The organism is Serratia sp. ID 25-353 (assembly GCF_054792795.1).
The window spans coordinates 4179915-4205514 of the sequence record NZ_CM139236.1 but is presented as its reverse complement, the minus strand read 5'-3'; the positions used below and the strand labels follow the sequence as shown (position 1 = coordinate 4205514).

At 62.0% G+C, this 25600-nt stretch carries 20 protein-coding genes; 11 read left to right on the top strand and 9 right to left on the bottom strand.

What is annotated here, in order from left to right:
* Genes ACYF6X_RS20205 through ACYF6X_RS20195 form a run of 3 tightly spaced genes read left to right on the top strand, consistent with a single transcriptional unit; the run spans nt 1 to nt 3974 of the window.
* Entirely contained in the window at nt 1-795 is a 795-nt protein-coding gene (locus ACYF6X_RS20205) for an aspartate dehydrogenase (RefSeq protein WP_107227009.1), read from the top strand.
* 16 nt (nt 796-811) lie between these two features.
* Nucleotides 812-2281 carry an aldehyde dehydrogenase gene (locus tag ACYF6X_RS20200; protein ID WP_130017595.1) on the top strand — a complete coding sequence of 490 codons (1470 nt, stop codon included), beginning with the start codon at nt 812-814 and terminating at the stop codon, nt 2279-2281.
* A 52-nt stretch (nt 2282-2333) separates the two neighbouring features.
* Nucleotides 2334-3974, top strand: coding sequence for a thiamine pyrophosphate-binding protein (locus ACYF6X_RS20195; RefSeq protein WP_130017594.1), 1641 nt, complete (start codon nt 2334-2336; stop codon nt 3972-3974).
* 41 nt (nt 3975-4015) lie between these two features.
* Here the strand turns inward: ACYF6X_RS20195 and loiP are convergent, their stop codons facing one another.
* Nucleotides 4016-4768 (bottom strand): metalloprotease LoiP, encoded by a 753-nt coding sequence (gene loiP / locus ACYF6X_RS20190; RefSeq protein WP_130017593.1) that lies wholly within the window; start codon nt 4766-4768, stop codon nt 4016-4018.
* Nucleotides 4769-5006: 238 nt separating this feature from the next.
* Here loiP and tkt point away from each other — a divergent pair, with 238 nt between their 5' ends.
* Complete coding sequence (tkt, locus tag ACYF6X_RS20185) at nt 5007-7001, top strand: transketolase (protein WP_460924501.1); 1995 nt, start codon at nt 5007-5009, stop codon at nt 6999-7001.
* A gap of 69 nt (nt 7002-7070) precedes the next feature.
* On the opposite strand, the gene brnQ is transcribed toward tkt, so the two are convergent.
* The 3 genes from brnQ to ACYF6X_RS20170 all read right to left on the bottom strand — a co-directional run bounded on the left by brnQ (nt 7071) and on the right by ACYF6X_RS20170 (nt 9850).
* Nucleotides 7071-8393, bottom strand: coding sequence for a branched-chain amino acid transport system II carrier protein (gene brnQ / locus ACYF6X_RS20180; RefSeq protein ID WP_063990657.1), 1323 nt, complete (start codon nt 8391-8393; stop codon nt 7071-7073).
* 212 nt (nt 8394-8605) lie between these two features.
* Nucleotides 8606-9487: a 2OG-Fe dioxygenase family protein gene (locus ACYF6X_RS20175; RefSeq protein WP_038871106.1), complete on the bottom strand. Its 882-nt coding sequence runs from the start codon at nt 9485-9487 to the stop codon at nt 8606-8608.
* Between the two features lie 30 nt (nt 9488-9517).
* A complete protein-coding gene (locus tag ACYF6X_RS20170) occupies nt 9518-9850 on the bottom strand; it encodes a tRNA-binding protein (protein ID WP_048234649.1) in 333 nt (110 codons plus the stop codon).
* Nucleotides 9851-10143: 293 nt separating this feature from the next.
* Between ACYF6X_RS20170 and ACYF6X_RS20165 the strand changes: the two genes are divergently transcribed.
* The 4 genes from ACYF6X_RS20165 to ACYF6X_RS20150 all read left to right on the top strand — a co-directional run bounded on the left by ACYF6X_RS20165 (nt 10144) and on the right by ACYF6X_RS20150 (nt 15230).
* Entirely contained in the window at nt 10144-11061 is a 918-nt protein-coding gene (locus ACYF6X_RS20165) for a DMT family transporter (RefSeq protein WP_130018182.1), read from the top strand.
* A gap of 169 nt (nt 11062-11230) precedes the next feature.
* Complete coding sequence (locus tag ACYF6X_RS20160) at nt 11231-12319, top strand: ABC transporter substrate-binding protein (protein WP_060441366.1); 1089 nt, start codon at nt 11231-11233, stop codon at nt 12317-12319.
* Between the two features lie 78 nt (nt 12320-12397).
* Entirely contained in the window at nt 12398-14167 is a 1770-nt protein-coding gene (locus ACYF6X_RS20155; RefSeq protein ID WP_130018183.1) for an ABC transporter permease, read from the top strand.
* Entirely contained in the window at nt 14160-15230 is a 1071-nt protein-coding gene (locus tag ACYF6X_RS20150) for an ABC transporter ATP-binding protein (RefSeq protein ID WP_063990658.1), read from the top strand. Before ACYF6X_RS20155 ends, ACYF6X_RS20150 begins: the two co-directional genes overlap by 8 nt.
* Nucleotides 15231-15260: 30 nt before the next feature.
* On the opposite strand, the gene ACYF6X_RS20145 is transcribed toward ACYF6X_RS20150, so the two are convergent.
* The 5 genes from ACYF6X_RS20145 to ACYF6X_RS20125 form a co-directional block, all read right to left on the bottom strand.
* Complete coding sequence (locus tag ACYF6X_RS20145) at nt 15261-16226, bottom strand: PDR/VanB family oxidoreductase (RefSeq protein ID WP_130018184.1); 966 nt, start codon at nt 16224-16226, stop codon at nt 15261-15263.
* A gap of 41 nt (nt 16227-16267) precedes the next feature.
* Nucleotides 16268-17716, bottom strand: a complete 1449-nt coding sequence (locus tag ACYF6X_RS20140) for an NAD-dependent succinate-semialdehyde dehydrogenase (RefSeq protein WP_130018185.1) — start codon at nt 17714-17716, stop codon at nt 16268-16270.
* Nucleotides 17717-17763: 47 nt separating this feature from the next.
* Nucleotides 17764-18888: an aromatic ring-hydroxylating oxygenase subunit alpha gene (locus ACYF6X_RS20135; RefSeq protein WP_019455611.1), complete on the bottom strand. Its 1125-nt coding sequence runs from the start codon at nt 18886-18888 to the stop codon at nt 17764-17766.
* Nucleotides 18889-18914: 26 nt separating this feature from the next.
* Entirely contained in the window at nt 18915-20525 is a 1611-nt protein-coding gene (locus tag ACYF6X_RS20130) for a BCCT family transporter (RefSeq protein WP_130018186.1), read from the bottom strand.
* Nucleotides 20526-20889: 364 nt separating this feature from the next.
* Nucleotides 20890-21975 (bottom strand): tartrate dehydrogenase, encoded by a 1086-nt coding sequence (locus ACYF6X_RS20125; protein ID WP_130018187.1) that lies wholly within the window; start codon nt 21973-21975, stop codon nt 20890-20892.
* An 82-nt stretch (nt 21976-22057) separates the two neighbouring features.
* On the opposite strand from ACYF6X_RS20125, the gene ACYF6X_RS20120 reads away from it, so the two are divergent.
* The 3 genes from ACYF6X_RS20120 (at nt 22058) to pgk (ending at nt 25581) form a co-directional block, all read left to right on the top strand.
* On the top strand, nt 22058-23017 hold the full coding sequence (locus tag ACYF6X_RS20120; RefSeq protein WP_277986706.1) for a LysR family transcriptional regulator: 960 nt from the start codon (nt 22058-22060) through the stop codon (nt 23015-23017).
* Nucleotides 23018-23330: 313 nt separating this feature from the next.
* The gene (gene epd, locus ACYF6X_RS20115) at nt 23331-24347 is read left to right on the top strand and encodes an erythrose-4-phosphate dehydrogenase (RefSeq protein ID WP_004931582.1); all 1017 of its coding nucleotides are present in this window, start codon (nt 23331-23333) and stop codon (nt 24345-24347) included.
* A gap of 70 nt (nt 24348-24417) precedes the next feature.
* Complete coding sequence (gene pgk, locus ACYF6X_RS20110) at nt 24418-25581, top strand: phosphoglycerate kinase (protein WP_025160206.1); 1164 nt, start codon at nt 24418-24420, stop codon at nt 25579-25581.
* Nucleotides 25582-25600: the final 19 nt, after the last annotated feature.

Sequence of the window (25600 nt, the reverse complement as noted above, 5' to 3'; positions counted from 1 at the left end):
ATGAAGAAGATCATGATGATTGGCTACGGCGCGATGGCGAAGGAAGTGATCGCCCGTTTGCCGGAAGGCGTGGAGGTCGGTTGGATCCTGGCGCGCGTGGCTCATCATGCGGCGATCGCCGAGGCCTTTGGCGGGCGGGTGCAGGCGCTGACCCATCCCGAGCAGTGTTTGCAGCGGCCGGATCTGGTGCTGGAGTGCGCCAGCCAACAGGCGGTGGCGGAGTTCGGCGAAGCGGTGCTGCAGCGCGGTTGGCCGCTGGCGCTGATCTCGACCGGCGCGCTGGCGGACGCCGCATTGCAACAGCGGCTGCAGCAGGTTTGCCGCCGCCATCACGGGCAGCTGATCGTGTTGTCCGGTGCGGTGGCGGGGATGGATGGGCTGGCGTCGGCGCGCGAAGGCGGGCTGGAGAGCGTGACCTATCAGGCCAGCAAAAGTCCGGCCAGCTGGCGCGGCAGCCCGGCGGAGCAGCTGATCGACCTCGATGCGGTGAGCGAAGCGCAGGTATTTTTCGAAGGGTCGGCGCGCGAAGCGGCGCGTTTGTTCCCGGCCAATGCCAACGTGGCGGCCACCATTGCGCTCAACGGCCTGGGGATGGACGCCACCCGGGTACGTCTGCAGGTCGATCCCGCCACCCGGCGCAATACCCATCGTCTGCAGGTGTGCGGCGACTTTGGCGAATTTCACATCGAGCTGAGCGGCACCCCGCTGGCGAGCAATCCCAAAACATCAACCCTGGCGGCGCTGAGCGCGGTACAAGCCTGTCGCCGTCTGGTGGACGGCGGTTTTATTGCCTGAACGGCAGGAGCGGAGCATGGAACGATTGAATATTTTTGTCGCCGGGCGCTGGCGTGAAGGGCGTGGCGAAGAGATGGCGTCGGTATTCCCGGCCGACGGCAGCGTCAACGCGCGGCTGCGTGCCGCTAACGTCGAGGACGTGAACGAGGCGGTGGAAGCGGCGGAGCGCGCCTGGCGCGCGCCGGAATGGCGTGGGTTGGTGCCGCATCAACGCGCCTCGATCCTTTACCGCGTCAGCAACCTGATTCTGGCGCAGCAGGAACAGCTGGCCGAGCTGCAGACCCGCGACAACGGTAAGCCGCTGGCGGAGACCCGCGGGCTGGTGGCCAGCGCGGCGGCGACCGCGCGCTACTTCGCGGCCGCCTGCGAGGTGTTGGAAGGCGAGCTGCCGACCCCGCGCAGCGCCGAGGTGATGACGCTAAGCCAGTATCAACCGATGGGTGTGATCGCCGCCATTACGCCGTGGAACTCGCCGATCGCCAGCGAAATGCAGAAGGTGGCGCCGGCGTTGGCGGCGGGCAACGCGGTGGTGCTCAAACCGGCCGAAGCCACGCCGCTGATGGCGCTGAAGCTGGCCGAGCTGTTCGAACAGGCGGGTCTGCCGGCCGGGCTGCTCAGCGTGTTGCCGGGCAAAGGTTCGGTGATCGGCGAGGCGTTGGCGCGCCATCCGCTGGTGAAAAAGATCTCCTTTACCGGCGGGACCAGTACCGGGCGCCATTTGGCGCACATCGCCGCCGACAAGCTGATCCCCACTTCGCTGGAGTTGGGCGGTAAGTCGCCGACCATCGTGCTGGAGGACGCCGATCTGGAGCAGGCGGCGCGCGGCATCTGCTACGGCATTTTCAGCTCCGCCGGCCAGGCGTGCATCGCCGGTTCGCGGCTGTTCGTGCATCGTTCGCTGTATCAGCCGCTGTTGGCGCGCTTGGCCGAACTGACGGCGGGGTTGCGCATCGGCAACCCGCTGGTGCCGGGCGTGCATCTCGGCCCGCTGATCAGCGCCAAACATCGGCAAAGCGTGGCGGACTACGTGGCGCTGGCGCGGCAGGAGGGCGGCCGAGTGATCATCGGCGGCGAAGCGCCGGCCGATCCGCAACTGGCGAGCGGTAGCTATTACCTGCCGACCATTATTGAAGGCTTGAACAACGACGCCCGCGTTTGCCAGGAAGAGATCTTCGGCCCGGTGCTGGTGGCGTTGCCGTTTGACGACGAGCAACAGCTGATCGAACAGGCCAATGACTCGGTGTACGGCCTGGCGGCCGGCATCTGGAGCCGCGACTTCCCTCGCGCGATGGCGCTGGCGGAGCGGCTGGAAACCGGCACCGTCTGGGTCAATACCTACAAAACGTTCTCGATTTCCACGCCGTTCGGCGGTTTCAAGGAGAGCGGGCTGGGCCGCGAAAAGGGCCTGAACGGCATCAAGGCCTACATGCAGCAAAAAAGCGTGTATCTGGCGCTGAGCCATCAGGTGAACCGCTGGAGCGACTAGGCCGACACCTCTACGCATAACCCTAATAACGAATACCTTAAGAAGGCAGATGATGAGCGATAAAATCACGGTTGGCGAGGCGATAGCCCGGACTCTGGAACAGTACGCGGTGTCGGCGATGTACGGCATCATTTCGATTCATAATCTGCCGATCGCCGATGCGGTGGGGCAGCGCGATAAAATTCGCTTCGTGCCGGCGCGCGGCGAAGCGGGGGCGGTCACCATGGCCGACGCACACGGGCGTTTCTCCGGCCTGGGTGTAGCCTTGACCAGCACCGGCGCCGGCGCCGGCAACGCGGTGGGGGCGATGATTGAGGCGCTCAACGCCAACACGCCGCTGCTGCATATCACCGGCCAGGTGGAAAAAGCCTATCTGGACGCCGACGCCGGTTTTATTCATGAAACCCGCGATCAGCTCGGCTTCCTGCGCGCCTGCTCCAAGCGCGCTTACCGGGTCAATTCGCCGGAGCAGGCGGTGGCGGTGATCCAGCGGGCGATCCTGGATGCGCAAACCGTGCCCTGCGGCCCGGTGGCGGTCGAGATCCCGATCGATATTCAAAGCAGCCTGGTTTCCCGTTCGGTGCTGACCGAGCCGTTGGCGCCGGCGCCGTTGCCGAAGGCGGACGATGCGGCGGTGGAACGGCTGCATCAGCGGCTGAAACAGGCCAAGCGTCCGCTGCTGTGGTTGGGCGGCGGAGCCTTGGCCTGCGGCGACGCGGTGCGCAAGCTGGCGGACGCCGGCGTGGCGGTGATCTCCAGCACCCACGGGCGCGGCATTCTGCCGGACAGCCATCCGCGCAGCCTGCGGGCGTTCCATAATTCACCGAGCATCGAAGCGATCCTGACGCAGTGCGACCTGACGCTGGTGGCTGGTTCGCGCCTGCGCAGTAATGAAACCCGTACCTGGACGCTGCCGCTGCCGCGCCCGCTGGTGCAGATTGACATCGATCCGGCGGCGGCCAACCGCAACTATCTGGCCGATGAGCAGATCAACGGCGACTGTGCGGCGCTGCTCGCGGCGCTGGCGGCGCGGCTGAGCCCCGGCGAGAAGGTCAACGCCGAGTGGGATGCCGAGATCGCGGGGGCGGTGCAGCAGGCGGAGCGCGTGCTGCGCCAGCAGTCCGGCGAATACGCCAAACTCAACGACGCCATCGACGCCGCGCTGCCGCAGGACGGGTTGCTGGTACGCGATATCACCGTTTCCGGCAGCGTCTGGGGCAGCCGGCTGTTCCGGGCGATCTCGCCGCTGTGCAACATTCACTCGCTGGCGGGCGCCATCGGTATGGGGCTGCCGATGGCCATCGGCAGCGCGATCGCCAACCCGCAGCGCAAGGTGGTGGGGCTGGTGGGCGACGGTGGTCTGGCGCTGGGCCTGGGCGAGTTGGCGACCATGGCGCAGGAACAGGTGAATATCACCCTGCTGATCATGAACGACGGCGGTTATGGCGTGATGCGCGGCATTCAGGACAAGTATTTCGCCGGGCGCCAGTATTACAACGAGCTGCATACGCCAGCCTTTACCCAGGTCGCCGAAGCGATGGGGTTGAAAGCCTGGAAAGTGGACGCGGCGTCGCAGTTCAACGGCGTGCTGGCCGAGGCGATCAACTACCCGGGGCCGTCGGTGGTCGAGGTGGACATGAAGCAGGTCGGGCCGCTGACTTTCGCCGGACCGCCGCAGAAAACCCTGTATTGATACGATAAAAAACGCCCGGCGATTGCCGGGCGTTTTCGTGGTTATTTCTCTGCCGCGATGCGATCGCGAATGTGCTGCGCACGCGCTTGGGAAGAAGGGTGGTCGTCGAACAGGCTGCTCTGGCGGCCGGCTTCCATCTGGGCCAGCTTCTCGAAGCTGGTGGCCAGGCCGTTCGGATCGATGCCGCGCTTTTTCAGCAGATCGAACGAGTAATCATCCGCTTCGCTTTCCTGCTTCTGTGAGAACTGGGCGCTGACCAGCTTCTCGCCGATGTCCGCCAGCTGCGACTGCGACAGCGAGCCAATGACGCCGCCGGCGGAGGACGCCGCGGTGCGCAGCGCCACGGTGCCGTAAGCCACCTGCATCGCCTTGCGGGTGTGGCCCAGCGCCACGTGGCCCATTTCGTGGCCCAGCACGCCTTCCACTTCGTTGTCGTTCATGATGTCCATCAGGCCGCTGTAGACGCGAATGCAGCCGTTGGCCATCGCCCAGGCGTTGACGTCTTTGGTCACGTAGACCTTGTAGTTGGCCGGGGTGCCGTTGATGTTGTCGCCCAGCGCCGCGGCGATTTTGTTGAGACGCTTGGCGTAGGTGCTGTCGGCCGGCGCGATTTGTGCCTTGCTGTCCATCTCGGCACAGGATTTATCACTCAGGGCCTTAACGTCGTTGTTGCTCAGGGTCGCCGCCTGGAACGCCTGCGCGCCGGACTGCATCAAGGTTTCGGTATTCAGGTTTTGACAGCCGGTTGCCAAGGTGGCAATGCCCAACGCAATCAAAGAGGTACGGATCTTCATAACGCCATCTTCCTGTGAAGGTAACAAGGTAAAAGAGTCATTTTGCTTTGAGGAAATCTTGTCGCAAGAGCCTAGTGTACGCCAGCCAAGGCGAGAATAGTGTTATTCCGAAAAAGCGTCCAATCGTGCTAATAAGTGGTGAACTCGCTCTCATTTGGCATTAGGGATTGCCGTTGTGATGTGGAGTCTGAGAAAATAGGGAACTTGACTGCTTTTTTTATCCGACCTGGAGTAAAACATGTCCTCTCGTAAAGAGCTTGCCAACGCCATCCGCGCACTCAGCATGGACGCCGTACAAAAAGCAAATTCCGGCCACCCGGGGGCCCCTATGGGCATGGCGGACATCGCCGAAGTCCTGTGGCGTGACTACCTCAACCACAACCCGACTAACCCGCACTGGGCTGACCGCGACCGTTTCGTGCTCTCCAACGGCCACGGCTCCATGTTGATTTACAGCCTCCTGCACCTCACCGGCTACGACCTGCCGATGCGCGAGCTGGAAAACTTCCGTCAGCTGCACTCCAAAACCCCAGGGCACCCGGAGTACGGCTACACCCCGGGCGTTGAAACCACCACCGGCCCGCTGGGCCAGGGTATCGCCAACGCCGTCGGCTTCGCCATCGCCGAACGCACCCTGGCGGCGCAGTTCAACCGCCCTGGCCACGACATCGTTGACCACCACACCTACGCCTTCATGGGCGACGGCTGCATGATGGAAGGCATCTCACACGAAGTCTGCTCCCTGGCCGGTACCCTCAAGCTCGGCAAGCTGACCGCTTTCTACGATGACAACGGCATCTCCATCGACGGCCACGTCGACGGCTGGTTCACCGACGACACCGCCCTGCGTTTCGAAGCCTACGGCTGGCACGTGGTGCGCAACGTCGACGGCCACAACCCGGACGCCATCAAGGCCGCGATTGAAGCAGCCCGCAAGGTGACCGACAAGCCGTCGCTGCTGATGTGCAAGACCGTTATCGGCTTCGGTTCGCCGAACAAGGCCGGCACCCATGACGTGCACGGCGCCGCGCTGGGCGCAGCCGAAGTGGCCGCCACTCGCGAAGCGCTGGGCTGGAAATACGCCGCCTTTGAAATCCCGCAGGACATCTACGCCCAGTGGGACGCCAAGGAAGCCGGTCAGGCCAAAGAAGCGGCCTGGAACGACAAGTTCGCCGCCTACGCCAGGGCCTTCCCGGAGCAGGCTGCCGAGTTCAAGCGCCGCATGAACGGCGAGCTGCCGGCCGACTGGAAAGCCGACGCCAAGGCGTTCGTGGAAAAACTGCAGGCCAACCCGGCCAACATCGCCAGCCGCAAGGCGTCGCAGAACGCGCTGGAAGCGTTCGGCAAGGTGCTGCCGGAGTTCCTGGGCGGCTCCGCCGACCTGGCGCCGAGCAACCTGACCATGTGGTCCGGCTCGAAAGCGCTGAACGTTGACCCGGCGGGCAACTACATTCATTACGGCGTGCGCGAGTTCGGCATGACCGCCATCACCAACGGCATCGCGCTGCACGGCGGCTTCCTGCCGTACTCGGCGACCTTCCTGATGTTCGTGGAATACGCCCGCAACGCGGTGCGCATGGCGGCGCTGATGAAGCTGCGCAACGTGTTCGTCTACACCCACGACTCCATCGGTCTGGGCGAAGACGGCCCGACCCACCAGCCGGTGGAGCAGTTGGCGAGCCTGCGCGTGACCCCGAACATGAGCACCTGGCGCCCGTGTGACCAGGTGGAATCGGCGGTGGCGTGGCAGTACGGCATCGAGCGCAACGACGGCCCGACCACGCTGGTGTTCTCGCGCCAGAACCTGACCCAGCAGCCGCGCACCGCAGAGCAGCTGGCGAACGTGTACCGCGGCGGCTACGTGCTGAAAGACTGCGCGGGCACGCCGGACGTCATCCTGATTGCCACCGGCTCCGAAGTGGGCATCACGGTGGAAGCGGCGGACAAGCTGACCGCGGCGGGCCGCCAGGTGCGCGTGGTGTCGATGCCGTCGACCGACGCATTCGACAAGCAGGATGCGGCATACCGCGAGTCGGTGCTGCCGGCGGCAGTGACGGCGCGCGTGGCGGTGGAAGCGGGTATCGCGGACTACTGGTACAAGTACGTGGGCCTGAACGGCGCCATCGTGGGCATGACCACCTTCGGTGAGTCGGCGCCGGCGGAGCAGCTGTTCGCCGAGTTCGGCTTCACCGTGGACAACGTGGTGGCCAAGGCGCAGGCGCTGCTGAAATAAGCAACCCGGCGCCAGCCGATAAAAAAGCCGGTCATCGTGACCGGCTTTTTTTATGGGCGGAACCCGCGCTTACGACGCGGCGTTGGCGCTTTCGACGCTGCGCAACCGGTCGTAAGCCGCCGCCAGCAACAGCACCAGCAACGTAGGCTGCAGCCAGACCAGACCCTGTTCGGCCAGCGGCAGCTTATCGAACCAGGCGGGCAGCAGGCCGCTGAAGCTGGAGGCCTTCAGGCCGTCGGCGAGGCCAAACACCAGGCTGGTGGCGATCACCGGCGCGAAGACGCGCTTGGCGCTGCGCCAGCGGTTCTGGCTGAAGCTGAGTAGCACCAGCGCGATGCAAGGCGGATAGATCGCCGTCAGCACCGGCAGCGAGACGCGGATCAGGTTGGCCAGCCCCATGTTGGAGACCAGCATGGCGAAGAGGGCGAGGATAACCACCAGCGAGCGGTAAGAGAGCGGCAGATAGCGGGAGAAGAAGTCCGCGCAGGCGCAGGTCATGCCGACCGCCGTCACCAGGCAGGCGATGAACATCAGCACCGCCATAAAGACGCTGCCCAGATCGCCGAAGGTGTGTTGTACGTAGGCGTGCAGGATCGCCGCGCCATCCTGAGCGCCACTCTCGACCAGGCTGCCGCTGCCGGCGCCGAGTTTGAACATGCAGATATAGACCAGCGTCAGGCCGATGCCAGCGATCAGGCTGGCCCACAGGGTGTAGCGCAGCAGCAGGCCGCTGTCGCTGACGCCGCGCGAGCGGGCGGCGGTGACGATAATCGAGCCGAACATCAGCGCCGACAGCGTGTCCATGGTTTGATAACCTTGCACGAAGCCGGTGGAAAACGCCGATGCTTGATAGCTGCCGACGGCGGAGACCGGTTCACCGGCGGGCCAAACCAGGGCGGCGATGCCGAGCGCGGCCAGCGCCAGAATTTTCAGCGGCGCCAGAATATGGCCGACGTTATCGAGCAAGCGGCCGGGATACAGCGAGACGATCATCGCCAGGGTAAAGAACAGCAGGCTGTAGATGAACTGCGGCAGGGCGCCGTCGCCGGTGAAGGGCGCGATGCCGAGGGCGAAAGAGACATTGGCGGTTCGCGGCGTGGCGAACAGCGGGCCGAGCGCCAGATAGCAGACGGTCGCCAACAGCAGGCCGGCGGTGCGGCCGATGGGGCCGGTGAGCAGGCTAATGCTGCCGCCGACGCGCGCCAGCGCGATCACGGCGATCACCGGCAAGGCGACGGCGGTCACCATAAACCCGAGGGCGGCCGGCCACAGATGTTCGCCGGACTGCAGCCCCACCAGCGGTGGGAAAATGATGTTGCCGGCACCGACAAACAGGGCGAAGGTCATAAAGCCCAGGGCGATAATGTCTTTCGGGGATAAACTCTTGGTCATAACGGTATGGCACTGCCTGTATTCATGAAATAAACGGCCTGCTGCGGAATGGATAACTGCAGAGGGCAGGCTCAGGGGGCAGCGAGCGCCCGCAAAATTTTCGTCCGGCAGGATATAATAATTCGGCGACAAAAACCTGATTAATACAGCGCTGTTTATCCTGGCGTGAACCGGCCGCACAGATAAATCCTGGCGGCCGGCCCGGTAGCGCGTTAGCTCGCGCGCGCCACCATGTCTATCGACAGCGGGATTTCGATATGCGGTTTGAAAGAGTCATACGCGAAAGAGACGTGGCCGTCTTCGACCGGTTTACGGGTGAAAAAGATCAGCATATCGCGGGTCGAATGCCGGCGTTTGTCCTGCGCTTCCACCGGTGAGAGGCTGTGTTTGCGTTCATGATCGACAATCAGCAGGGTATCGAGGAAATGCCGATGCTGTATTTCGCCCAAAATCCATTCCGGCCGGGCCCGATCGAATTTGATCCCGCTGGTTTCGCGCATATCGTGAATAAAGGTCTTGGCGCTGTCGTCGGTCATGTTGTCGCAGCCGAGGAAGGTCGTCATGGTGTGGTCGACGCCGTCGCTGTGCACGCCTTCCAGCGCCGGTTCACCCAGCATCTGCGGCGTGGTGACGGTGCGCAGGTTGAACACCGTGCAGACGAACTTGTTGATCTCCTGATTAAGCCGGGCGCGCGGCGTCACGCTCACGCCATCGATCACGTAGGCTTTGAATTTCATCAGCGCCTGGAATGCCGTATTCAACTGCAGATCGTCGTTGATGCCGCGGAAGTGGCGCACCTTTCCCGAATCGTAGCGGATGAAGTCTTCCTCGACCGAGAGCACAAAAGGCTGGAACTCCAGCCGCTCAATCTGGGCGCGATCGAAGTCGAAACAGAAGCGGCCGTTTCTGGACTTGCGGAAGGGGAGAGTGGGATCGTCCGCCAGATTGCCGCTGACCTGCTGCAGCTTGGCGAAATCTTCCGGCCGCGCGCCCAGCGCCAGCAAGATCGCTTGCATGGTGGCGCCGGGGATAAAGGCTGAACGGTGTTCCTGGTACGCCTTCTTAACTTCATCAAGCAGGGATAACTGTCGCATTTCTCGGTGGCCTCACGAATGATGTGGCGATTATAAAATCTTGCTGCCGATCTCCACGTCGAAATCGGTTTTCAGCAAGACGGTGCCTTGATCCCGGGTGACCGCGGCAAGTACCAGCACTTCGGATTTAAATCCAGCAACCCGCCTGGCGGGGAAATTAACGACGGAGATGACTTTTTTGCCGAGCAGATCATCTTCCTGATAGTTTTCGCATAATTGCGCCGAGCTGTTTTTAATGCCAATTTCTTCGCCGAAATCAATGCGCAGTTTATAGGCGGGCTTTAACGCCTTGTCGTTATATTCCACGGAAATAATTTCGCCAATACGCATATCCAGTTTCATAAAATCAGTGATTTCGGCCATAAGTCAGTCCAGTTAATTAAGTGGCTTCAGGAAGGCTAGCAAAGGGGAATTATTCCGACAATGTTGCCAAGAGGGGAGGAGTTATACCTGATGTAGCAATTAATTTACATTATCGTAACGTGGTGGGATTAATTATAAGCTTGGTGAATTATATAAGATTGAAACGTCATTATTTCCCGCAATAGTGTTCATTGCGCAGGCTTGAGGGGGCGATGTCGATGCTGTTAAGCCGGTGTTAAATTGGTTAGTATGTTCCGCATTAATTCATCAGCCGCATTTTTTCAGGTAGTGATATGGAAATAACCCAGCGCGAAAAACGCGATCGGCGAAAGGCATTTATCGCGCCGTTTTTCCTGATATTAATTTGGTCGACCGGTTTTATTGCCGCGCGGGCGGTGGCGGATCATGCCGATCCCAACCTTTTCCTGACCTTTCGCTTTTTGATCGCCGCGGCAGTATTCTCCCTGCTGGCGCTGCATTGCGCCTGGCCCAAGGGGCGACAGTTCGTGATGCACCTGCTGACCGGCATGCTGATGAACGGCGTTTACCTCGCCGCAAGCTGGTGGGCGGTGGCGAACGGCCTGGCGGCCGGGGTGATGTCGCTGATCGGCGGATTGCAGCCGCTGTTTACCGCGCTGATTTTCGCGCTGGTGCTGCGTAAGCCTATAGGGTTGCGTTCATGGGCCGGGCTGGCGGTCGGTTTTATCGGCGTTGCGCTGGTGCTCTCCCCGCGGCTGACCGGTATCGACGTCGGCAATATGGCGCTGTTGCCGATTCTGATGGGGTTTGGCAGCATCGTTGCGCTGACGATCGGCATCATGGTGCAGAAGTCTTCGCTGGCGGCGGCCGATCTGCGGGCGGCAGGCGCCATTCAGCACCTCGGCGCCGCGATCGTGACCGGCGTGCTGGCGGCCGTGATGGGCTCCGGCGCCTGGGACAATTCGCCGACGCTGTGGTTCTCGCTGCTGTGGTCGGCCGGCGTGTTGTCGCTGGGCGGCACCGCGCTGTTTATCTGGATGGTGCGCCACGGCGACTTGACTCGCATTACCGCGCTGATGCTGCTGGTGCCGCCGGCGGCGGCGCTGCAGGCTTACGCGCTGTTTGGCGAGGCGCTGTCGTTGCTGCAGCTGGCAGGGTTTGTGCTGACGCTGCTGGGGGTCGCCATCGTACAGCGAATTCGCCTGCTGCGGCGCTCTCGCCTGGCCGAATAGTCTGCAACAGGAAGTGCCGTAAAGCCCGCGCTGCCGGGCTTTTTTATTGGCTGAAAAACGTCCAACCTCACAAAACCGAAAGATAACAAAGCAACGCCGTTGCCTCGCCACACTTATTAACTATATGTTAATTTTTGGTTTATTAAATGTGATCATGGGATGGATGATGATGATGAAAAAAATCAGCGCGACCGTAGCGGCAATCACCTTGCTGGGCTCCGTTTCCGCCTATGCGGCCTTCCCGGCGGGCTACCCCGCCGACTATCAGAAACGGGTCGACGGCGCGAAGAAAGAAGGCAAGGTGGTGATTTACTCGACCACCGACACCAAGGCGGCGGCGCCGCTGATCCAGGGGTTCGAGGCGTTGTATCCGGGCATCAAGGTCGAATACAACGACATGAACAGCACCGAACTGTATAACCGCTTTATCAGCGAGCAGGCGGCCGGCGGCACCAGCGGCGACGTGGTGTGGAGCTCGTCGATGGACACCATTTTGAAACTGGCGGGCGATTACGCACAGGAATACGCCTCCCCCGAGCAGGCTCAGCTACCGAAATGGGCGGTATGGCAAGATAAGGTGTATGGCACCACCTATGAGCCGGTGGTGTTTATCTATAACAAACGCCTGATCCCGCAAGGCGATGTGCCGGATTCGCACGCGGCGCTGGCTAAGCTGATCGCCGGCCAGACGGACAAATTCAAGAAGAAAGTCACCACGTACGACATCGAAAAATCCGGCGTCGGCTTCATGCTGTCGGTGCAGGACTTCAAGGCCGATCCTAACTACTTCAAAACGCTGGCCGACGTGGCCAAGGGCGGGCTGGCGGTGCAATCCTCCACCGGCACCATGATGGAGCGCGTTTCTTCCGGTGAAAACCTGATCGGCTTCAATATCCTCGGTTCTTACGCCGAGGCCCGCGCCAAGAGCGACCCGTCGCTCGGCATCGTCTATCCGAAAGACTATACCCTGGTGCTGTCGCGCGTGAGCTTCATCAGCAAAGAGGCCGGCAACCCTAACGCCGCCAAGCTGTGGTTCGACTATGTGCTGTCGGAGAAAGGGCAAAATATTCTCGCCAATCAGGCGGATATCCCCTCGATCCGCAACGATATCGAAGGCAAGAACGACATCGACGGCATGACCAAGCTGTTGGGCAACGCGCTCAAGCCGATTCCGGTCGACGACAGCCTGCTGGAATATCTGCAGCCGGCCAAACGCCTCGATTACATCAAACAATGGCGCGCCGCCGCGGCGAAATAACAGGGACTGCATTCGGACGCGCGCCTGTCGCAGAGGCGCGCGCCCTTTGGTCGTCGTTTACAACCATAGGGAGCATTTATGCAAGCATGGCGCAGAAAGTGGCAGAGCCTGCCGCGTGGCCTGGTGGTGTTGATAACCGCGCTGGTTATCTATGTCCCCCTGTCGTTTATCATCATTCAAAGCTTCCTCTCGGCACCGTTCTTCTCTCCCTCCAAGGTCTTCAGCCTGGAGGCCTTCGAGTTCATCTTTACCGATCCGGATTTCTACAAAGCGCTGAGAAGCGGCTTTATTCTGGCATTCGGCCTGGTAATCATCGCCATCCCGCTCGGCGGCGTTTTGGCCTTCTTGATGGTGCGTACCGATCTGCCGGGGCGGCGGATCATCGAGCCGCTGATTCTGGTGCCGATCTTCGTGTCGCCGATGGTGCTGGGCTTCGGCTACGTGGTGGCGGCGGGGCCGGTCGGCTTCTTCTCGCTGTGGGCGGAGGCGCTGGTGGGCTTTGTGCCGTGGAACATCTATTCGATGGCCAGCATCGTGGTGATAGCCGGATTGACGCACGTGCCCCACGCGTATCTGTACATCTCCTCGGCGCTGCGCAGCGTGGGTTCGGACGTTGAAGAAGCGGCGCGCACCGCCGGCGCCACGCCGCTGCAGGTCATGACCGCCGTCAGCCTGCCGATGGTGCGGCCGTCTATCCTGTATGCCGGGGTGCTGCTGTTCTTTCTCGGGCTGGAAGTGTTCGGCCTGATGTTGGTGCTGGGGGATCCGGAAGGCAACCTGGTGCTGGCGACCTACCTGTACCAGTTGACCAACAAGCTGGGCACGCCGTCTTACCACCTGATGGCGGCGGTGGCGGTGGTGCTGATCTGCATCACCATTCCGTTGGTGATGCTGCAGCGCCGGCTGATGCGCACCGCCAACCGTTTCGTCACCGTCAAGGGCAAAGCCTCGCAGGCCCGCGCGCTGCCGCTGGGCAAATGGCGCTGGGTGGCCGGCGCGGTGGTGGTGTTCTGGCTGACCGTGACCATCGGCGTGCCGCTGATCGGCGTGGTGCTGCGCGCCTTTATCTCCAACTGGGGCGTGGGCGTGTCAGTCTGGGACGAACTGTCGATCAACACCTTCCGCACCATCTGGGCGCAGCCCAACCTGCTGCGCGCCATCGTCAACTCAATGGCGATTGGGGTAATCGGCGGGGCGTTGGCGGTGGCGTGCTACCTGTTTATCGGCATCGCCATGCACCGCAAGCCGGATGGCGCCACGCGCTTCCTCGACTACAGCGTGCTGGTGCCGCGCGCGGTGCCGGGGCTGCTGGCCGGTCTGGCGTTCCTGTGGGTGTTTCTGTTCCTGCCGATGTGGCTGGACAAATCGCTCAAGGAGGGTTGGCTGTCGGCGCTGCCGATGGCCGAGTGGCTGCGTGCTAACTGGATTGTCTGGTTGCGTTCGCTGCGCAGCACCATCTTCAGCGTCTGGCTGGCGTACACCGTGGTGTGGATGGCTTACGGCCTGCGGCTGATCTCCTCGACGCTGTTGCAGGTGGGGCCGGAGCTGGAGGAGGCGGCGCGCAGCGCCGGCGCCAGCCGTGGGCAGATCACCCGCCACGTTACCATTCCGCTGTCGCGCTACGGCCTGATCGGCTCTTGGTTGCTGATGTTCCTGATTTTCGAACGCGAATATTCCACCGGGGTGTATCTGCTGTCTCCGGGCACGGAAACCATCGGCTCGATGCTGGTTTCCCTGTGGGCCGCGGGCGCTATCGATATCGTCGCCGCGCTGTCGTTCATCAATATCCTGCTGGTGGTGCTGGGGTTGGGGATTGCCTTGCGCTTTGGAGTGAAATTACATGATTGAACTTTCGGTAGAGAATCTGCATTTGACCTATGGCGACAATCCGGTGCTGAAAGGGGTGTCGATGGATCTGAAACGGGGCGAAGTGGTCTCGCTGCTGGGCCCGTCGGGCAGCGGCAAAACCACGCTGCTGCGGGCGGTGGCCGGGCTGGAGAAACCGAGCCAGGGCCGGATCGTCATCGGCAATAATGCGGTATACAACGGCAGCGCACGCAGCGAAATTCCCGCCGAAGAGCGCAACCTGGGGCTGGTGTTTCAGTCCTACGCGCTGTGGCCGCATAAAACGGTGTTTGAGAACGTCGCTTACCCGCTGAAGTTGCGTAAGACCGCCTCGGCGGAAATCACCCAGCGGGTGCAGGCGGTGCTGGATCAGCTCGGGTTGGGGCATCTGGCCAAGCGCCATCCGCACCAGCTTTCCGGCGGCCAGCAGCAGCGCGTGGCGATCGGGCGTGCGCTGGTCTACAACCCGCCGGTGATCCTGCTGGACGAGCCGCTGTCCAACCTTGACGCCAAGCTGCGCGAAGAGGCGCGGGTATTCCTGCGCGAGTTGATCATCAAGCTCGGCCTGTCGGCGCTGATGGTGACCCACGATCAGAACGAGGCGATGGCCATCTCCGATCGCATCCTGCTGCTCAATAACGGCAAAATCGAGCAGCAGGGCACGCCGCAGGAGATGTACGGTTCGCCCACCACGCTGTTCACCGCCGAGTTCATGGGCAGCAACAACCGCTTGCCGGGCAAGATCGTGGCGCTGGAAGGCGACCGGGCGCGCATCGAAGGCAAGGATTGGGCGCTGTGGGGCAAAGCGGGCGAAGGCGTGCAGGTTGGCCAGGAGGGCTCGGCGGTGATCCGCGTGGAGCGCGTGCGGTTGGGCGAAGATCCGCAGGGCAACCAGCTTGAGCTGCCGCTGTTGACCAGCATGTATCTCGGCGATCGCTGGGAGTACCTGTTCCGCACCGTGGCCGAGGATTTCGTGGTGCGCGCCTATGGTCATGAAGCGCGCGATCGGACGCTGTGCCGGCTCTCCCTACCGGCCGAGCATCTGTGGATATTCCCGAAAGCCTAGTCAGGACGCCCGCAGGCGCGGGCGCTCCGTTTACAGATCCAGCACCAGCCGGTTGCCCTTGGCGCGTGAGCAGCAGATCAACAGGGTTTGCTGCGCCGCGCGCTCTTCGTCACTGAGATACTGATCGCGGTGATCGGCTTCCCCTTCGACGATGCGGGTTTCGCAGGTGCCGCAAATGCCTTCGCGGCACAGGCACTCGACCTTAGCCGCCTTGCTGTTTTCCAGCGCCTGCAGGATGGTCATGTCTTCCGCCACTTCAAGCTCAATACCTGAGCGGGCCAGCACCAGCGTAAAGGCACCGCCCGCCGTGTCTTCGGCGGCGAAGGCTTCGCTGTGCAAGCGACCGGGGGAGATGCCCAGTTCGGCGGCGGTCCGGTAAACCGCTTCGTTCAGCGCCGCCGGGCCGCAGACGTAGATATGGGCACCGGGCTCCACGTCGGCCAGCGTGCGCGCCAGATCCAACCGGCCGTTAAGGCTGGAGACATGGCAACTGACGTTGTCGGTGAACGGCGCTTGCGTCAGCTGCTGCTGGAAGGCGTTGTGTTCCTCGCTGTGGAAGCAGTAGTGCAGATGATAGCGTTGCCCGCTGCGCTGCAGCTCGTGCAGATGGGCCATAAACGGCGTGATGCCGATGCCGCCGGCGATCAGCACGTGATGCTGCGCCTCCGGCGCCAGCGCGAACAGGTTATTGGGGGTGCTGATTGTCAACGTATCACCGATCGCCAGCCGATCGTGCATGAAGTCGGAACCGCCTTTGGAAGGGGACTCACGGCGCACGGCGATCTGGTAACGGTCGAGCTCGAACGGTGAGCTCAGCAGCGAATAGGCGTTGCTGTAACGCTGATCGCCGTCCTGCATTTGCACGATGATGTGGCTGCCGCCGCTGAAGGCGGGCAGTGGCCGGCCTTGCGGATCCGCCAGGGTAAAGCGCTTGACCTGTGTGGTGACGGGTTCGATGTCGACGACGCGAACATCAAGCATCTGATAGCTGGTCATTCATTGGCTCCAAAGCGCGGGCGTCCCCGCGCATGAAAAAGTTATACCGCCTGGCACAGGTATTTGAGCTCCAGATAGTCTTCGATGCCGTATTCTGAGCCTTCACGCCCCAGACCCGACTGCTTCACCCCGCCGAACGGGGCTACCTCGTTGGAGATAAGGCCGGTATTGATGCCAACCATGCCGTACTCCAGCCGCTCCGAAACGCGCCAGATGCGCGCCGCATCGCGGGTGTAGAAGTAGGCGGCCAAGCCGTAGATGGTGTCGTTGGCCTGGCGGATCGCCTCGGCTTCGTCATCGAACACCACCAGCGGCGCGACCGGGCCAAAAATCTCTTCTTCCAGCAGCAGCGAGCCAGGCTGCACGTCGCCCAGCACCGTCGGCGTGAAGAAATTGCCGCCCAGCGCGTGCGGCGTGGCACCGGTCAGCACCTGAGCGCCTTTGCTCAGCGCGTCATCGAGCAGCTCCAGCACCTTGTCGCGCGCCTTGCGGTTGATCAGCGGGCCGATCTGTACGCCGGGTTCGAAGCCGTTGCCGACCTGCAGCGCCGCCACGCGGGCGACAAACTTCTCGGCGAACTGTGGGTAAACGCCGCGCTGCACGTAGAACCGATTGACGCAAACGCAGGTCTGCCCGGCGTTGCGGTATTTGGCGATCAGCGCGCCTTCCACCGCGGCATCGATGTCCGCATCGTCAAACACGATGAACGGCGCGTTGCCGCCCAGCTCCAGCGACACTTTCTTGATGGTGTCCGAGCTCTGGCGCATCAGCAGCCTGCCCACCGGCGTGGAGCCGGTAAAGCTCAGCTTGCGCACCTGCGGGTGGCCGGTCAGCTCGGCGCCGATCGCCTGCGAGTTGCCGGTCACCACGTTGAGCACCCCGGCGGGAATGCCGGCGCGCTCGGCCAGCTCGGCCATCGCCAGCGCCGAGTAAGGGGTTTCGTTGGCGGGTTTGACCACCAGCGTGCAGCCGGCCGCCAGCGCCGGCGCGGCCTTGCGGGTGATCATCGCCGCCGGGAAGTTCCAGGGCGTGATCGCCGCGCACACGCCGATGCCCTGCTTCAGCACCATCAGGCGCTTATCGCCGCTCGGCGAGGGAATGATGTCGCCATTGGTGCGCTTGGCCTGTTCGGCGAACCATTCGATAAAGGAGGCGGCGTAGCGGATCTCGCCCAGCGACTCCGCCAGCGGCTTGCCTTGCTCCAGCGTCATCAGGCTGGCCAGATCCTGCTGGTGTTCCAGCATCAGTTCGAACCAGCGGCGCAGCAGCTGCGCGCGTTGCTGTGCCGGCAGCGCGCGCCAGCCTTCCAGCGCTTGCTGGGCGGCGTCGATCGCCCGTTGGGTTTCGGCCGTCGCCATGTTGGGCACGCTGCCGATGAGTTGGCCGGTGGCGGGATCGCTCACCGGCAGGGTTTCCTGGTTGTCGGCATCGCGCCATTGCCCGTTGATGTAGGCTTGTTGGCGGAATAGCGCCCGATCGGAAATATTCACAAAGAACCTCACAAGTCAGGGGGAGGGGGCCCGTGGGCCCCGTCGCATCAGGGTTGATAAACCTGCGCCAGCAGGTTGTGGAAGTGGGCGATGCCGTGTTCGCTGACGCCGCTGCCGGCGCCGTCGGCCATGATGCGCCCCTGGCCGCGATAGCCGCGCGATTTGAGGCCTTTTTGCACGCTCTCCACCAGCCGCAAATCTTCCGGGCGGAACACGTCGCGGTACCAGTCGATCAGTTTGAGCTGCTCGTCGCTCAAATCGGCGTTGGTGAAGTAGATGTCGTAGTGCTGCAGGGTGGTTTCTGCATCGACCGGGAACTCATAGATCACCGTCATCATGCCTTCCAGCGGCGGCATGTTGAACATGGTGCACGGCCACAGCCAAATGCCGTGGAAGCTGGCTTCTTTACCCTCTTCAAACTTGAACGACTGCTCGGAAGGGCGGGCGTAGCCGAACTGCAGCGTCCAGTTGCCGTGCAGGGTGTGCCAGTAGCGGTCGACCTGCACCGAGTCGGCGAAGCCGGGGTGTGCCGGGCCGCAGTGGTAGCACTCGAGGTAGTTGTCGACGATGTTCTTCCAGTTGGCCGGGGTACGGGTGACGAAGCGCGCCGCCAGCTTGAGATCGTCGACCTGCGGGCAGGCTTCGCGCACTTTGGCGCCGAGGCCCGGCAGCTGGTCTTCCACCGTGCCGGCCTGCGAGTCCAGATTGACATAAATAAACCCGGCGTACTCTTCGACCCGCACCGGCATCAGGTGCGAGTTTTCCTTATCGAAGTTCTGCACGTTTTCGCAGTTGCGCGCGTGCGCCAGTTCGCCGTCCAGCTTGAACGCCCAGGCGTGATAAGGGCAGGTGATGACGTTTTTCGCCCGGCCGTCGCCCGCCAGCAGCTGGTGGCCGCGGTGCGGGCAGACGTTGTAAAAGGCGCGCAGCACTTTGTCGCGGCCACGCACCACCAGAATGTTTTCACCGATGATCTCGCGGGTGATGTAGTCGTTCGGTTCGGCGAGCTCGCTGCGGTGCGCCACGCAAATCCAGCTGGTGGCGAACACCTGCTCTTTTTCGTGCTCGAACGCTGCCTGGTGGGTATAGAACCGGGCCGGAATGGTGTAAGCCTCGCGGGCGTCGGCGCAGAAATCTTTCGGTAAGGTAAATTCAGGGATCAGAGTGCTCATAAGTTAACCTTCCTCTTTTCTTATTGTCATTTCGCCATAGGGCGCGGTTGATACGACGATGGAGCGGAGAGTTCGGCGGCCGGCGGCGCCTCGGGCAGAGCCGGCGCGCTGCTTTCGATCTGGTGAGCCGGAATGGCCGCGTAGTCCTGCTTCAGCCAGCGGGCAAAGCCGTAGGTTTTCACCAGCAGCACCAGCAGGAACGGCAGCGCGGTCAGGATCACCGTGGTTTTCATGGTGTCCAGCGAGGCGCCGGTGAAAAGGATCGACAGCGGGATCAGGGTGATCACCACGCACCAGAACAGGCGCAGCATCGGGCTGGGATCTTGCCCCTCCTGCAGGTTGCGGGTGCTGGTGGCGGCCATGGTGTAGGCCACCGCGTCCATGTGCGAAGCCAGGAAAATAATCATGATGAACAGATAGGCGGCCAGGAACAGCTTGCCGAGCGGCAGCGCCGTCAGCAGCATCTGCACGGCGGTTTCGCCGCCCTGGGTGTTGAGGATCTCCGGCACGTTGAGCTGCCCGCTGATGAACTGATGCATGGCGTAGCTTTCCAGCGAGCCGAAGAAGAACCAGCAGCCGAGGGTGCTGCCGAGCAGCAGCGCCCAGATCACCTCTTTAATCTTGCGGCCGCGCGAGACGCGGGTGACGAACATCGCCACGCCCGGGGTGTAAGAGATCCACCAAAGCCAGTAGAACACCGTCCAACTGCGGCTGAAGCTGCCGTCGCCCATCGGATCGGTAAACAGACTCATCTGCAGGAAATTTTGCGCCGTCAGGCCGATGGCGTTGATGGTGTTGTTGATGGTGAACTCGGTGGGGCCGACCAGCAGCACCAGCCCGGCGAAGACGAAAGCGCCCCAGCCGACCATTTTGCTCAGGCGCTGCATGCCGCCGTCGATGCCGATGTAGGAGCTGAGGCAGAAAATCACCGCCGCCAGCAGGATCACCGTCGCCTGCACCACGAAATTGTCGGGGATGCCGGTCAGCGCCGTCAGCCCGCGAGTAAAGGTGGAGGCCGTCAGCACCAGCGAAATGGTGAGGGCGCCGACGGTGGCGACCAGGAAAATCAGATCCACCAACCGCCCGATCGGGCCGTTGGCGCGCACGCCGGTGATGGCGGAAATGATCCCCGACAGGCTGAGCCCTTTGTTCTTACGCACGTGGAAGTGGTAGGCCATGATCAGCGAGGCGAGGGCGTAGGTCGCCCAGGCGCTCAGGCCCCAGTGGAAGAAGGAGTAGCTGATGCTGTATTCCAGCGCCTTTGGGGTGCGTGGCGCGATGTTCAGCCCCGGCGTCTGGTAGTAATACGCCCATTCCATCACTCCCCAGTACAGGGTGGATGAGCCCAGGCCGGCGCAGATGAACATGAACAGCCAGGCCAGCGTGGAGTATTGCGGTTTGCCTTCGCCGAGGCGGATATTGCCGTATTTGCTCAACGCCAGATACAGCACCACCAGCAGGGCGATCAGCACCAGGATTTGAATGGTTGAACCGAACAGCCGGGTGACGCCGTTGAAAATGGTGTTGGCGATAAGCGCGGATTGAGCCGGAAAGAGCATCAGGCAAATGGCGATCAGCGCAATACTGCACAGGCTGATGGCGATGAGCGTGACATCCTTTTTAGGGGTGCTCTGCATGGGAGTGAACTCCTGTTATCGGTGGTGGGCCGGTGCGCGAAGCGTAGGGCGCGCCCGGGCCTTATTGGTTTGAACCCTTTGTTTTGTTACACCGCGAGGAGCAAACGCCCCGGCAGAATGCCGCCGGAAATGTTTACTCTTCATTAACATTTTTGAGTGTGCACAAATTACAGGAGAGCCACAATTGGGGCATCTGTAAAAGGATAAAACACAGTATGTAAACAATTTGTTGTGATCTTGACCGGGGTATTGGCGTGCTTTCTGCGGTGATTTTCAGCGGATTTGCGGCGGCGCTCGAAGCGGAAAAACGGACGTGGCAAAGCAGGGCGCGAAAAGGCACCCTGCGCAGGAAAATCAGCGGCGTTTAGCGTTGCAGCAGGGCGGCGATCGCCTGGCCGACTTGCTGGGTGGAGGCGCCGCCGCGCATATCCGGTGTGCGCGGTCCGTCGGCGATGATGCGCTCGATCGCCTGCAGGATGCCGTCGTGCGCCTGGCGGTAGCGGGCATCGCCGTTGCCGAGAAAGTCCAGCATCATCGCGCCGCTCCAGATCATGGCGATCGGGTTGGCGATGTTCTTGCCGAAAATGTCCGGCGCCGAGCCGTGCACCGGTTCGAACAGCGACGGGAAGTTGCGCTCCGGGTTCAGGTTGGCCGACGGCGCGATGCCGATGGTGCCGGTGCAGGCCGGGCCGAGATCTGACAAAATATCGCCGAACAGGTTGGAGGCGACCACCACGTCGAAGCGTTCGGGGTTCAGCACGAAGCGCGCGCACAGAATATCGATGTGCTGTTTGTCCCAGGCGATATCGGGGTACTGGCGTGCCATCTCCGCCACGCGCTCGTCCCAGTACGGCATGCTGATGGCCATGCCGTTGGACTTGGTGGCGGCGGTCAGGCGCTTGCGCGGGCGCTGTTGCGCCAGCTCAAAGGCGTATTTCAGGATGCGATCCACGCCCTGACGGGTGAAAACCGATTCCTGGATCACCATCTCGCGCTCGGTGCCTTCGAACATTCGCCCGCCGAGTGAGGAGTACTCCCCTTCGGTATTTTCGCGCACCACGTAGAAATCGATGTCGCCCGGTTGCTTGTTCGCCAGCGGGCAGGGCACGCCGGGAAACAGCCGCACCGGGCGCAGGTTGACGTACTGCTCGAAGTCGCGGCGGAATTTCAGCAGCGAACCCCACAGCGAAATGTGATCGGGCACCGTATCCGGCCAGCCGACGGCGCCGAAGTAGATGGCGTCGAAGCCCTTGAGCTGCTCAAACCAATCGTCGGGCATCATCTGGCTGTGGTGCTGGTAGTAGTCGCAGCTGGCCCACTCGAAGGTGTCGAATTCCAGCGACAGATCCCAACGCGCAGCCGCCGCCTGCAATACTCGTATGCCTTCCGGCAACACTTCCCGCCCGATACCGTCCCCGGGGATGGCGGCAATTTTATATGTTTTGCTCATACAGAGGTCTCATTTGTAGGTAGGGGAGTTTGACAACACCCTTATCCTATAATTGACTAACTGTTAATCAATCCTGAAAACGGTGAAACATAAAACACGAATCATGAATAATGTGCCGATCCTGAGTGACCTGCGGGTGTTCGTGCTGGTGGCGCGCCGCGCCGGGTTTGCCGCCGCCGCCGAAGAGCTGGGCGTGTCGCCGGCCTTTATCAGCAAGCGCATTGCATTGCTGGAAAAGGCGCTGGACGTGTCGTTGCTGCACCGCACCACGCGGCGGGTGGCGATCACCGAAGACGGCGAGCGCATCTACGAATGGGCGCAGCGTATTCTCAACGACGTCGATCAGATGATGGACGAGCTGTCCGAGGTGCGTCAGGCGCCGCAGGGCATGCTGCGCGTGGTCAGCAGCTTCGGCTTCGGCCGGCGCTTCGTGGCGCCGGCGCTGTCGGCGCTGGCGCGGGAGTATCCGCAGCTGGAACTGAGGCTCGACGTGTCCGATAGGTTGGTGGATCTGGTCAGCGAAGGCTTCGATCTGGATATCCGCATCGGCGACGATATCGCCCCCAATCTGATCGCGCGCAAGTTGGCGGACAACCAGCGCATCCTGTGCGCTTCGCCGGCATATCTGCAGCGCTACGGCGTGCCGAAAAGCCTGGCGGAGCTGGCGGGCCGCGCCTGCCTGGTGATCAAGGAGCGCGATCATCCGTTCGGGCTGTGGCGGCTGCAGGGGCCGGGCGGCGAAGAGACGGTGAAGGTGACAGGGGCGTTGGCGTCGAACCACGGCGAAATCGTGCACCAGTGGTGCCTGGACGGACAGGGCGTCGCGCTGCGTTCCGCCTGGGACGTGAAAGAGAACATCGACAGCGGCAGGTTGGTGCACATCCTGCCGGAGTATTATCAGCCGGCCAACATCTGGGCGGTGTACGTTTCCCGGTTGGCAACGTCGGCAAAAGTGCGGGTGACGGTCGAATTTTTGCGCGACTATTTCCGCGAGCACTACGGCGAAACGGGGCCGGCGAGCGAAAATCCGCCGCGGCCTTAAGGCCAAAAATGTGCGCCAGATCATCTTATGCTCGTAAAACTCCCCTCCGTTACTTGTGGAACTGTTGCACCTGTTCCTTTTGCCAAAACTTTGGTTTATGCTCAGCTGAAGCGTTTCAGTTGAAGCACTCTTCGACAGAAATGCCGATGTGACGGCGGCGAAAAGCCGCTGAAGCGCGGGAATAATGCAAACGCGGCGATTCACAGCGGGCGGTGCGATCCACTACTCTATACGGGTTAGTGAGACAACCAGTCAGCACCGGTCCGGCGCCGGTGAGTCAGCCCGGCGGGGACGGCCCTTTTTCAGGAGCAGCATGACCATCCGCATAGCGATAAACGGCTTTGGCCGCATCGGCCGCAGCGTATTGCGCGCACTGTACGAATCAGGACGACGGGCGGAAATCTCCGTGGTGGCGATCAACGAGCTGGCGAATGCCGAGGGCATGGCCCATCTGTTGAAGTACGATTCCAGCCACGGCCGTTTCGCGTGGGATGTGCGGCAAGAGTGCGACACGCTGAGCGTCGGAGACGACGCGATTCGCCTGTTGCATCAGCCGGCGGTAGAGCAGTTGCCCTGGGGCGAGCTGGGCGTCGACGTGGTGCTGGACTGCAGCGGCGTGTACGGCAGCCGGGCGGATGGCGAAGCCCATCTGGCGGCGGGGGCGAAGAAAGTGCTGTTCGCCCATCCGGGCGGCAACGATCTGGACGCCACCATCGTGTTCGGCGTCAACCATCAGACGCTGCTGGCGGAACATCGCATCGTGTCCAACGCCTCGTGCACCACCAACTGCATTATTCCGGTAATCAAGCTGCTGGACGATGCCTACAGCATCGAATCGGGCACTGTGACCACCATTCACTCGGCGATGAACGATCAGCCGGTGATCGACGCATATCACGCGGATTTGCGGCGCACCCGCGCGGCGAGCCAGTCGATCATTCCGGTCGACACCAAGCTGGCCGCGGGCATTACCCGTATCTTCCCGCAGTTTTGCGATCGCTTTGAGGCTATCTCGGTGCGCGTGCCGACCATCAACGTGACGGCTATCGATCTCAGCGTCAGCGTGAGCGCCGCGGTGAAGGTGGCGGAGGTCAACCAGCTGTTGCAAAAGGCCGCACGGGAATCATTTCGTGGTATAGTTGACTACACGGAATTACCATTGGTCTCGATCGATTTTAACCATGACCCGCACAGCGCTATCGTCGACGGTACGCAGACCCGGGTCAGCGGGCAGCACCTGATAAAGACCTTGGTCTGGTGCGACAATGAATGGGGCTTTGCCAATCGGATGTTGGATACAACACGGGCAATGGCCGCCAGCGGTTTCTAGTACGGCGGCGCCGGCGTGGTTGGCGCGCTGCTCAGGCAATTTTATAGAGATTCAATAAAGAGGGTTCACCATGTCTGTAATTAAGATGACCGATCTGGATCTGGCGGGTAAACGCGTACTGATCCGCTCCGATCTGAACGTGCCGGTAAAAGACGGTAAAGTGACTTCCGACGCGCGTATCCGCGCTTCCCTGCCGACTATCGAAGCTGCGCTGAAGCAAGGCGCCCGCGTGATGGTAACCTCCCACCTGGGTCGTCCTACCGAAGGCGAGTACAACGAAGAATTCTCCCTGCTGCCTGTTGTCAACTACCTGAAAGATCACCTGAAATCCCCAGTGCGTCTGGCGAAGGATTATCTGGATGGCGTCGACGTTGCCGAAGGCGAACTGGTGGTGCTGGAAAACGTCCGTTTCAACAAGGGCGAGAAGAAAGACGACGAAACCCTGTCCAAGAAATACGCGGCGCTGTGCGACGTGTACGTGATGGACGCGTTCGGTACCGCGCACCGCGCGCAGGCTTCCACCCACGGCGTGGGCAAGTTCGCGCCTGTCGCCTGTGCCGGTCCGCTGCTGTCCGCCGAGCTGGAAGCGCTGGGCAAGGCCCTGGGCAACCCGGCCCGTCCGATGGTCGCCATCGTGGGCGGTTCTAAAGTGTCCACCAAACTGACCGTGCTGGATTCCCTGTCCAAAATCGCCGATCAGCTGATCGTCGGCGGCGGCATCGCCAACACCTTCGTGGCGGCGCAGGGCAACAACGTGGGCCAGTCCCTGTACGAACCTGACCTGATCCCGAACGCGCAGAAACTGCTGGAAACCTGCGACATCCCGGTTCCGACCGACGTGCGCGTCGCGACCGAGTTCTCCGAAACCGCGACCGCGACCGTGAAGCAGGCCAACGAGATCCAGGACAACGAGCAAATTCTGGATATGGGCGACGTCTCTGCCGAGCGTCTGGCCGTTATCCTGAAGAACGCCAAGACCATTCTGTGGAATGGCCCGGTTGGCGTATTCGAGTTCCCTAACTTCCGTAAGGGCACCGAAATTGTCGCCCGCGCGATCGCCGATAGCGACGCTTTCTCTATCGCTGGCGGCGGCGACACTCTGGCAGCCATCGATCTGTTCGGTATCGCTGACAAAATTTCCTACATCTCCACCGGCGGTGGCGCATTCCTGGAATTCGTTGAAGGGAAACCGCTGCCTGCAGTCGTGATGCTGGAAGAGCGCGCTAAGCAGTAATTCAGACAACGGGAGGCGA

What these genes read in the sequence shown, in the direction of transcription:
- ACYF6X_RS20160 (WP_060441366.1), top strand. Translation starts at nt 11,231, where the DNA reads ATGATGAAAAAAATCAGCGCGACCGTAGCGGCAATCACCTTGCTGGGC.
- ACYF6X_RS20195 (WP_130017594.1), top strand. Translation starts at nt 2,334, where the DNA reads ATGAGCGATAAAATCACGGTTGGCGAGGCGATAGCCCGGACTCTGGAA.
- tkt (WP_460924501.1), top strand. Translation starts at nt 5,007, where the DNA reads ATGTCCTCTCGTAAAGAGCTTGCCAACGCCATCCGCGCACTCAGCATG.
- ACYF6X_RS20135 (WP_019455611.1), bottom strand. Translation starts at nt 18,888, where the DNA reads ATGAGCACTCTGATCCCTGAATTTACCTTACCGAAAGATTTCTGCGCC.
- epd (WP_004931582.1), top strand. Translation starts at nt 23,331, where the DNA reads ATGACCATCCGCATAGCGATAAACGGCTTTGGCCGCATCGGCCGCAGC.
- ACYF6X_RS20125 (WP_130018187.1), bottom strand. Translation starts at nt 21,975, where the DNA reads ATGAGCAAAACATATAAAATTGCCGCCATCCCCGGGGACGGTATCGGG.
- ACYF6X_RS20175 (WP_038871106.1), bottom strand. Translation starts at nt 9,487, where the DNA reads ATGCGACAGTTATCCCTGCTTGATGAAGTTAAGAAGGCGTACCAGGAA.
- ACYF6X_RS20150 (WP_063990658.1), top strand. Translation starts at nt 14,160, where the DNA reads ATGATTGAACTTTCGGTAGAGAATCTGCATTTGACCTATGGCGACAAT.
- ACYF6X_RS20170 (WP_048234649.1), bottom strand. Translation starts at nt 9,850, where the DNA reads ATGGCCGAAATCACTGATTTTATGAAACTGGATATGCGTATTGGCGAA.
- ACYF6X_RS20145 (WP_130018184.1), bottom strand. Translation starts at nt 16,226, where the DNA reads ATGACCAGCTATCAGATGCTTGATGTTCGCGTCGTCGACATCGAACCC.
- loiP (WP_130017593.1), bottom strand. Translation starts at nt 4,768, where the DNA reads ATGAAGATCCGTACCTCTTTGATTGCGTTGGGCATTGCCACCTTGGCA.
- ACYF6X_RS20205 (WP_107227009.1), top strand. Translation starts at nt 1, where the DNA reads ATGAAGAAGATCATGATGATTGGCTACGGCGCGATGGCGAAGGAAGTG.
- ACYF6X_RS20130 (WP_130018186.1), bottom strand. Translation starts at nt 20,525, where the DNA reads ATGCAGAGCACCCCTAAAAAGGATGTCACGCTCATCGCCATCAGCCTG.
- ACYF6X_RS20155 (WP_130018183.1), top strand. Translation starts at nt 12,398, where the DNA reads ATGCAAGCATGGCGCAGAAAGTGGCAGAGCCTGCCGCGTGGCCTGGTG.
- brnQ (WP_063990657.1), bottom strand. Translation starts at nt 8,393, where the DNA reads ATGACCAAGAGTTTATCCCCGAAAGACATTATCGCCCTGGGCTTTATG.
- pgk (WP_025160206.1), top strand. Translation starts at nt 24,418, where the DNA reads ATGTCTGTAATTAAGATGACCGATCTGGATCTGGCGGGTAAACGCGTA.
- ACYF6X_RS20200 (WP_130017595.1), top strand. Translation starts at nt 812, where the DNA reads ATGGAACGATTGAATATTTTTGTCGCCGGGCGCTGGCGTGAAGGGCGT.
- ACYF6X_RS20165 (WP_130018182.1), top strand. Translation starts at nt 10,144, where the DNA reads ATGGAAATAACCCAGCGCGAAAAACGCGATCGGCGAAAGGCATTTATC.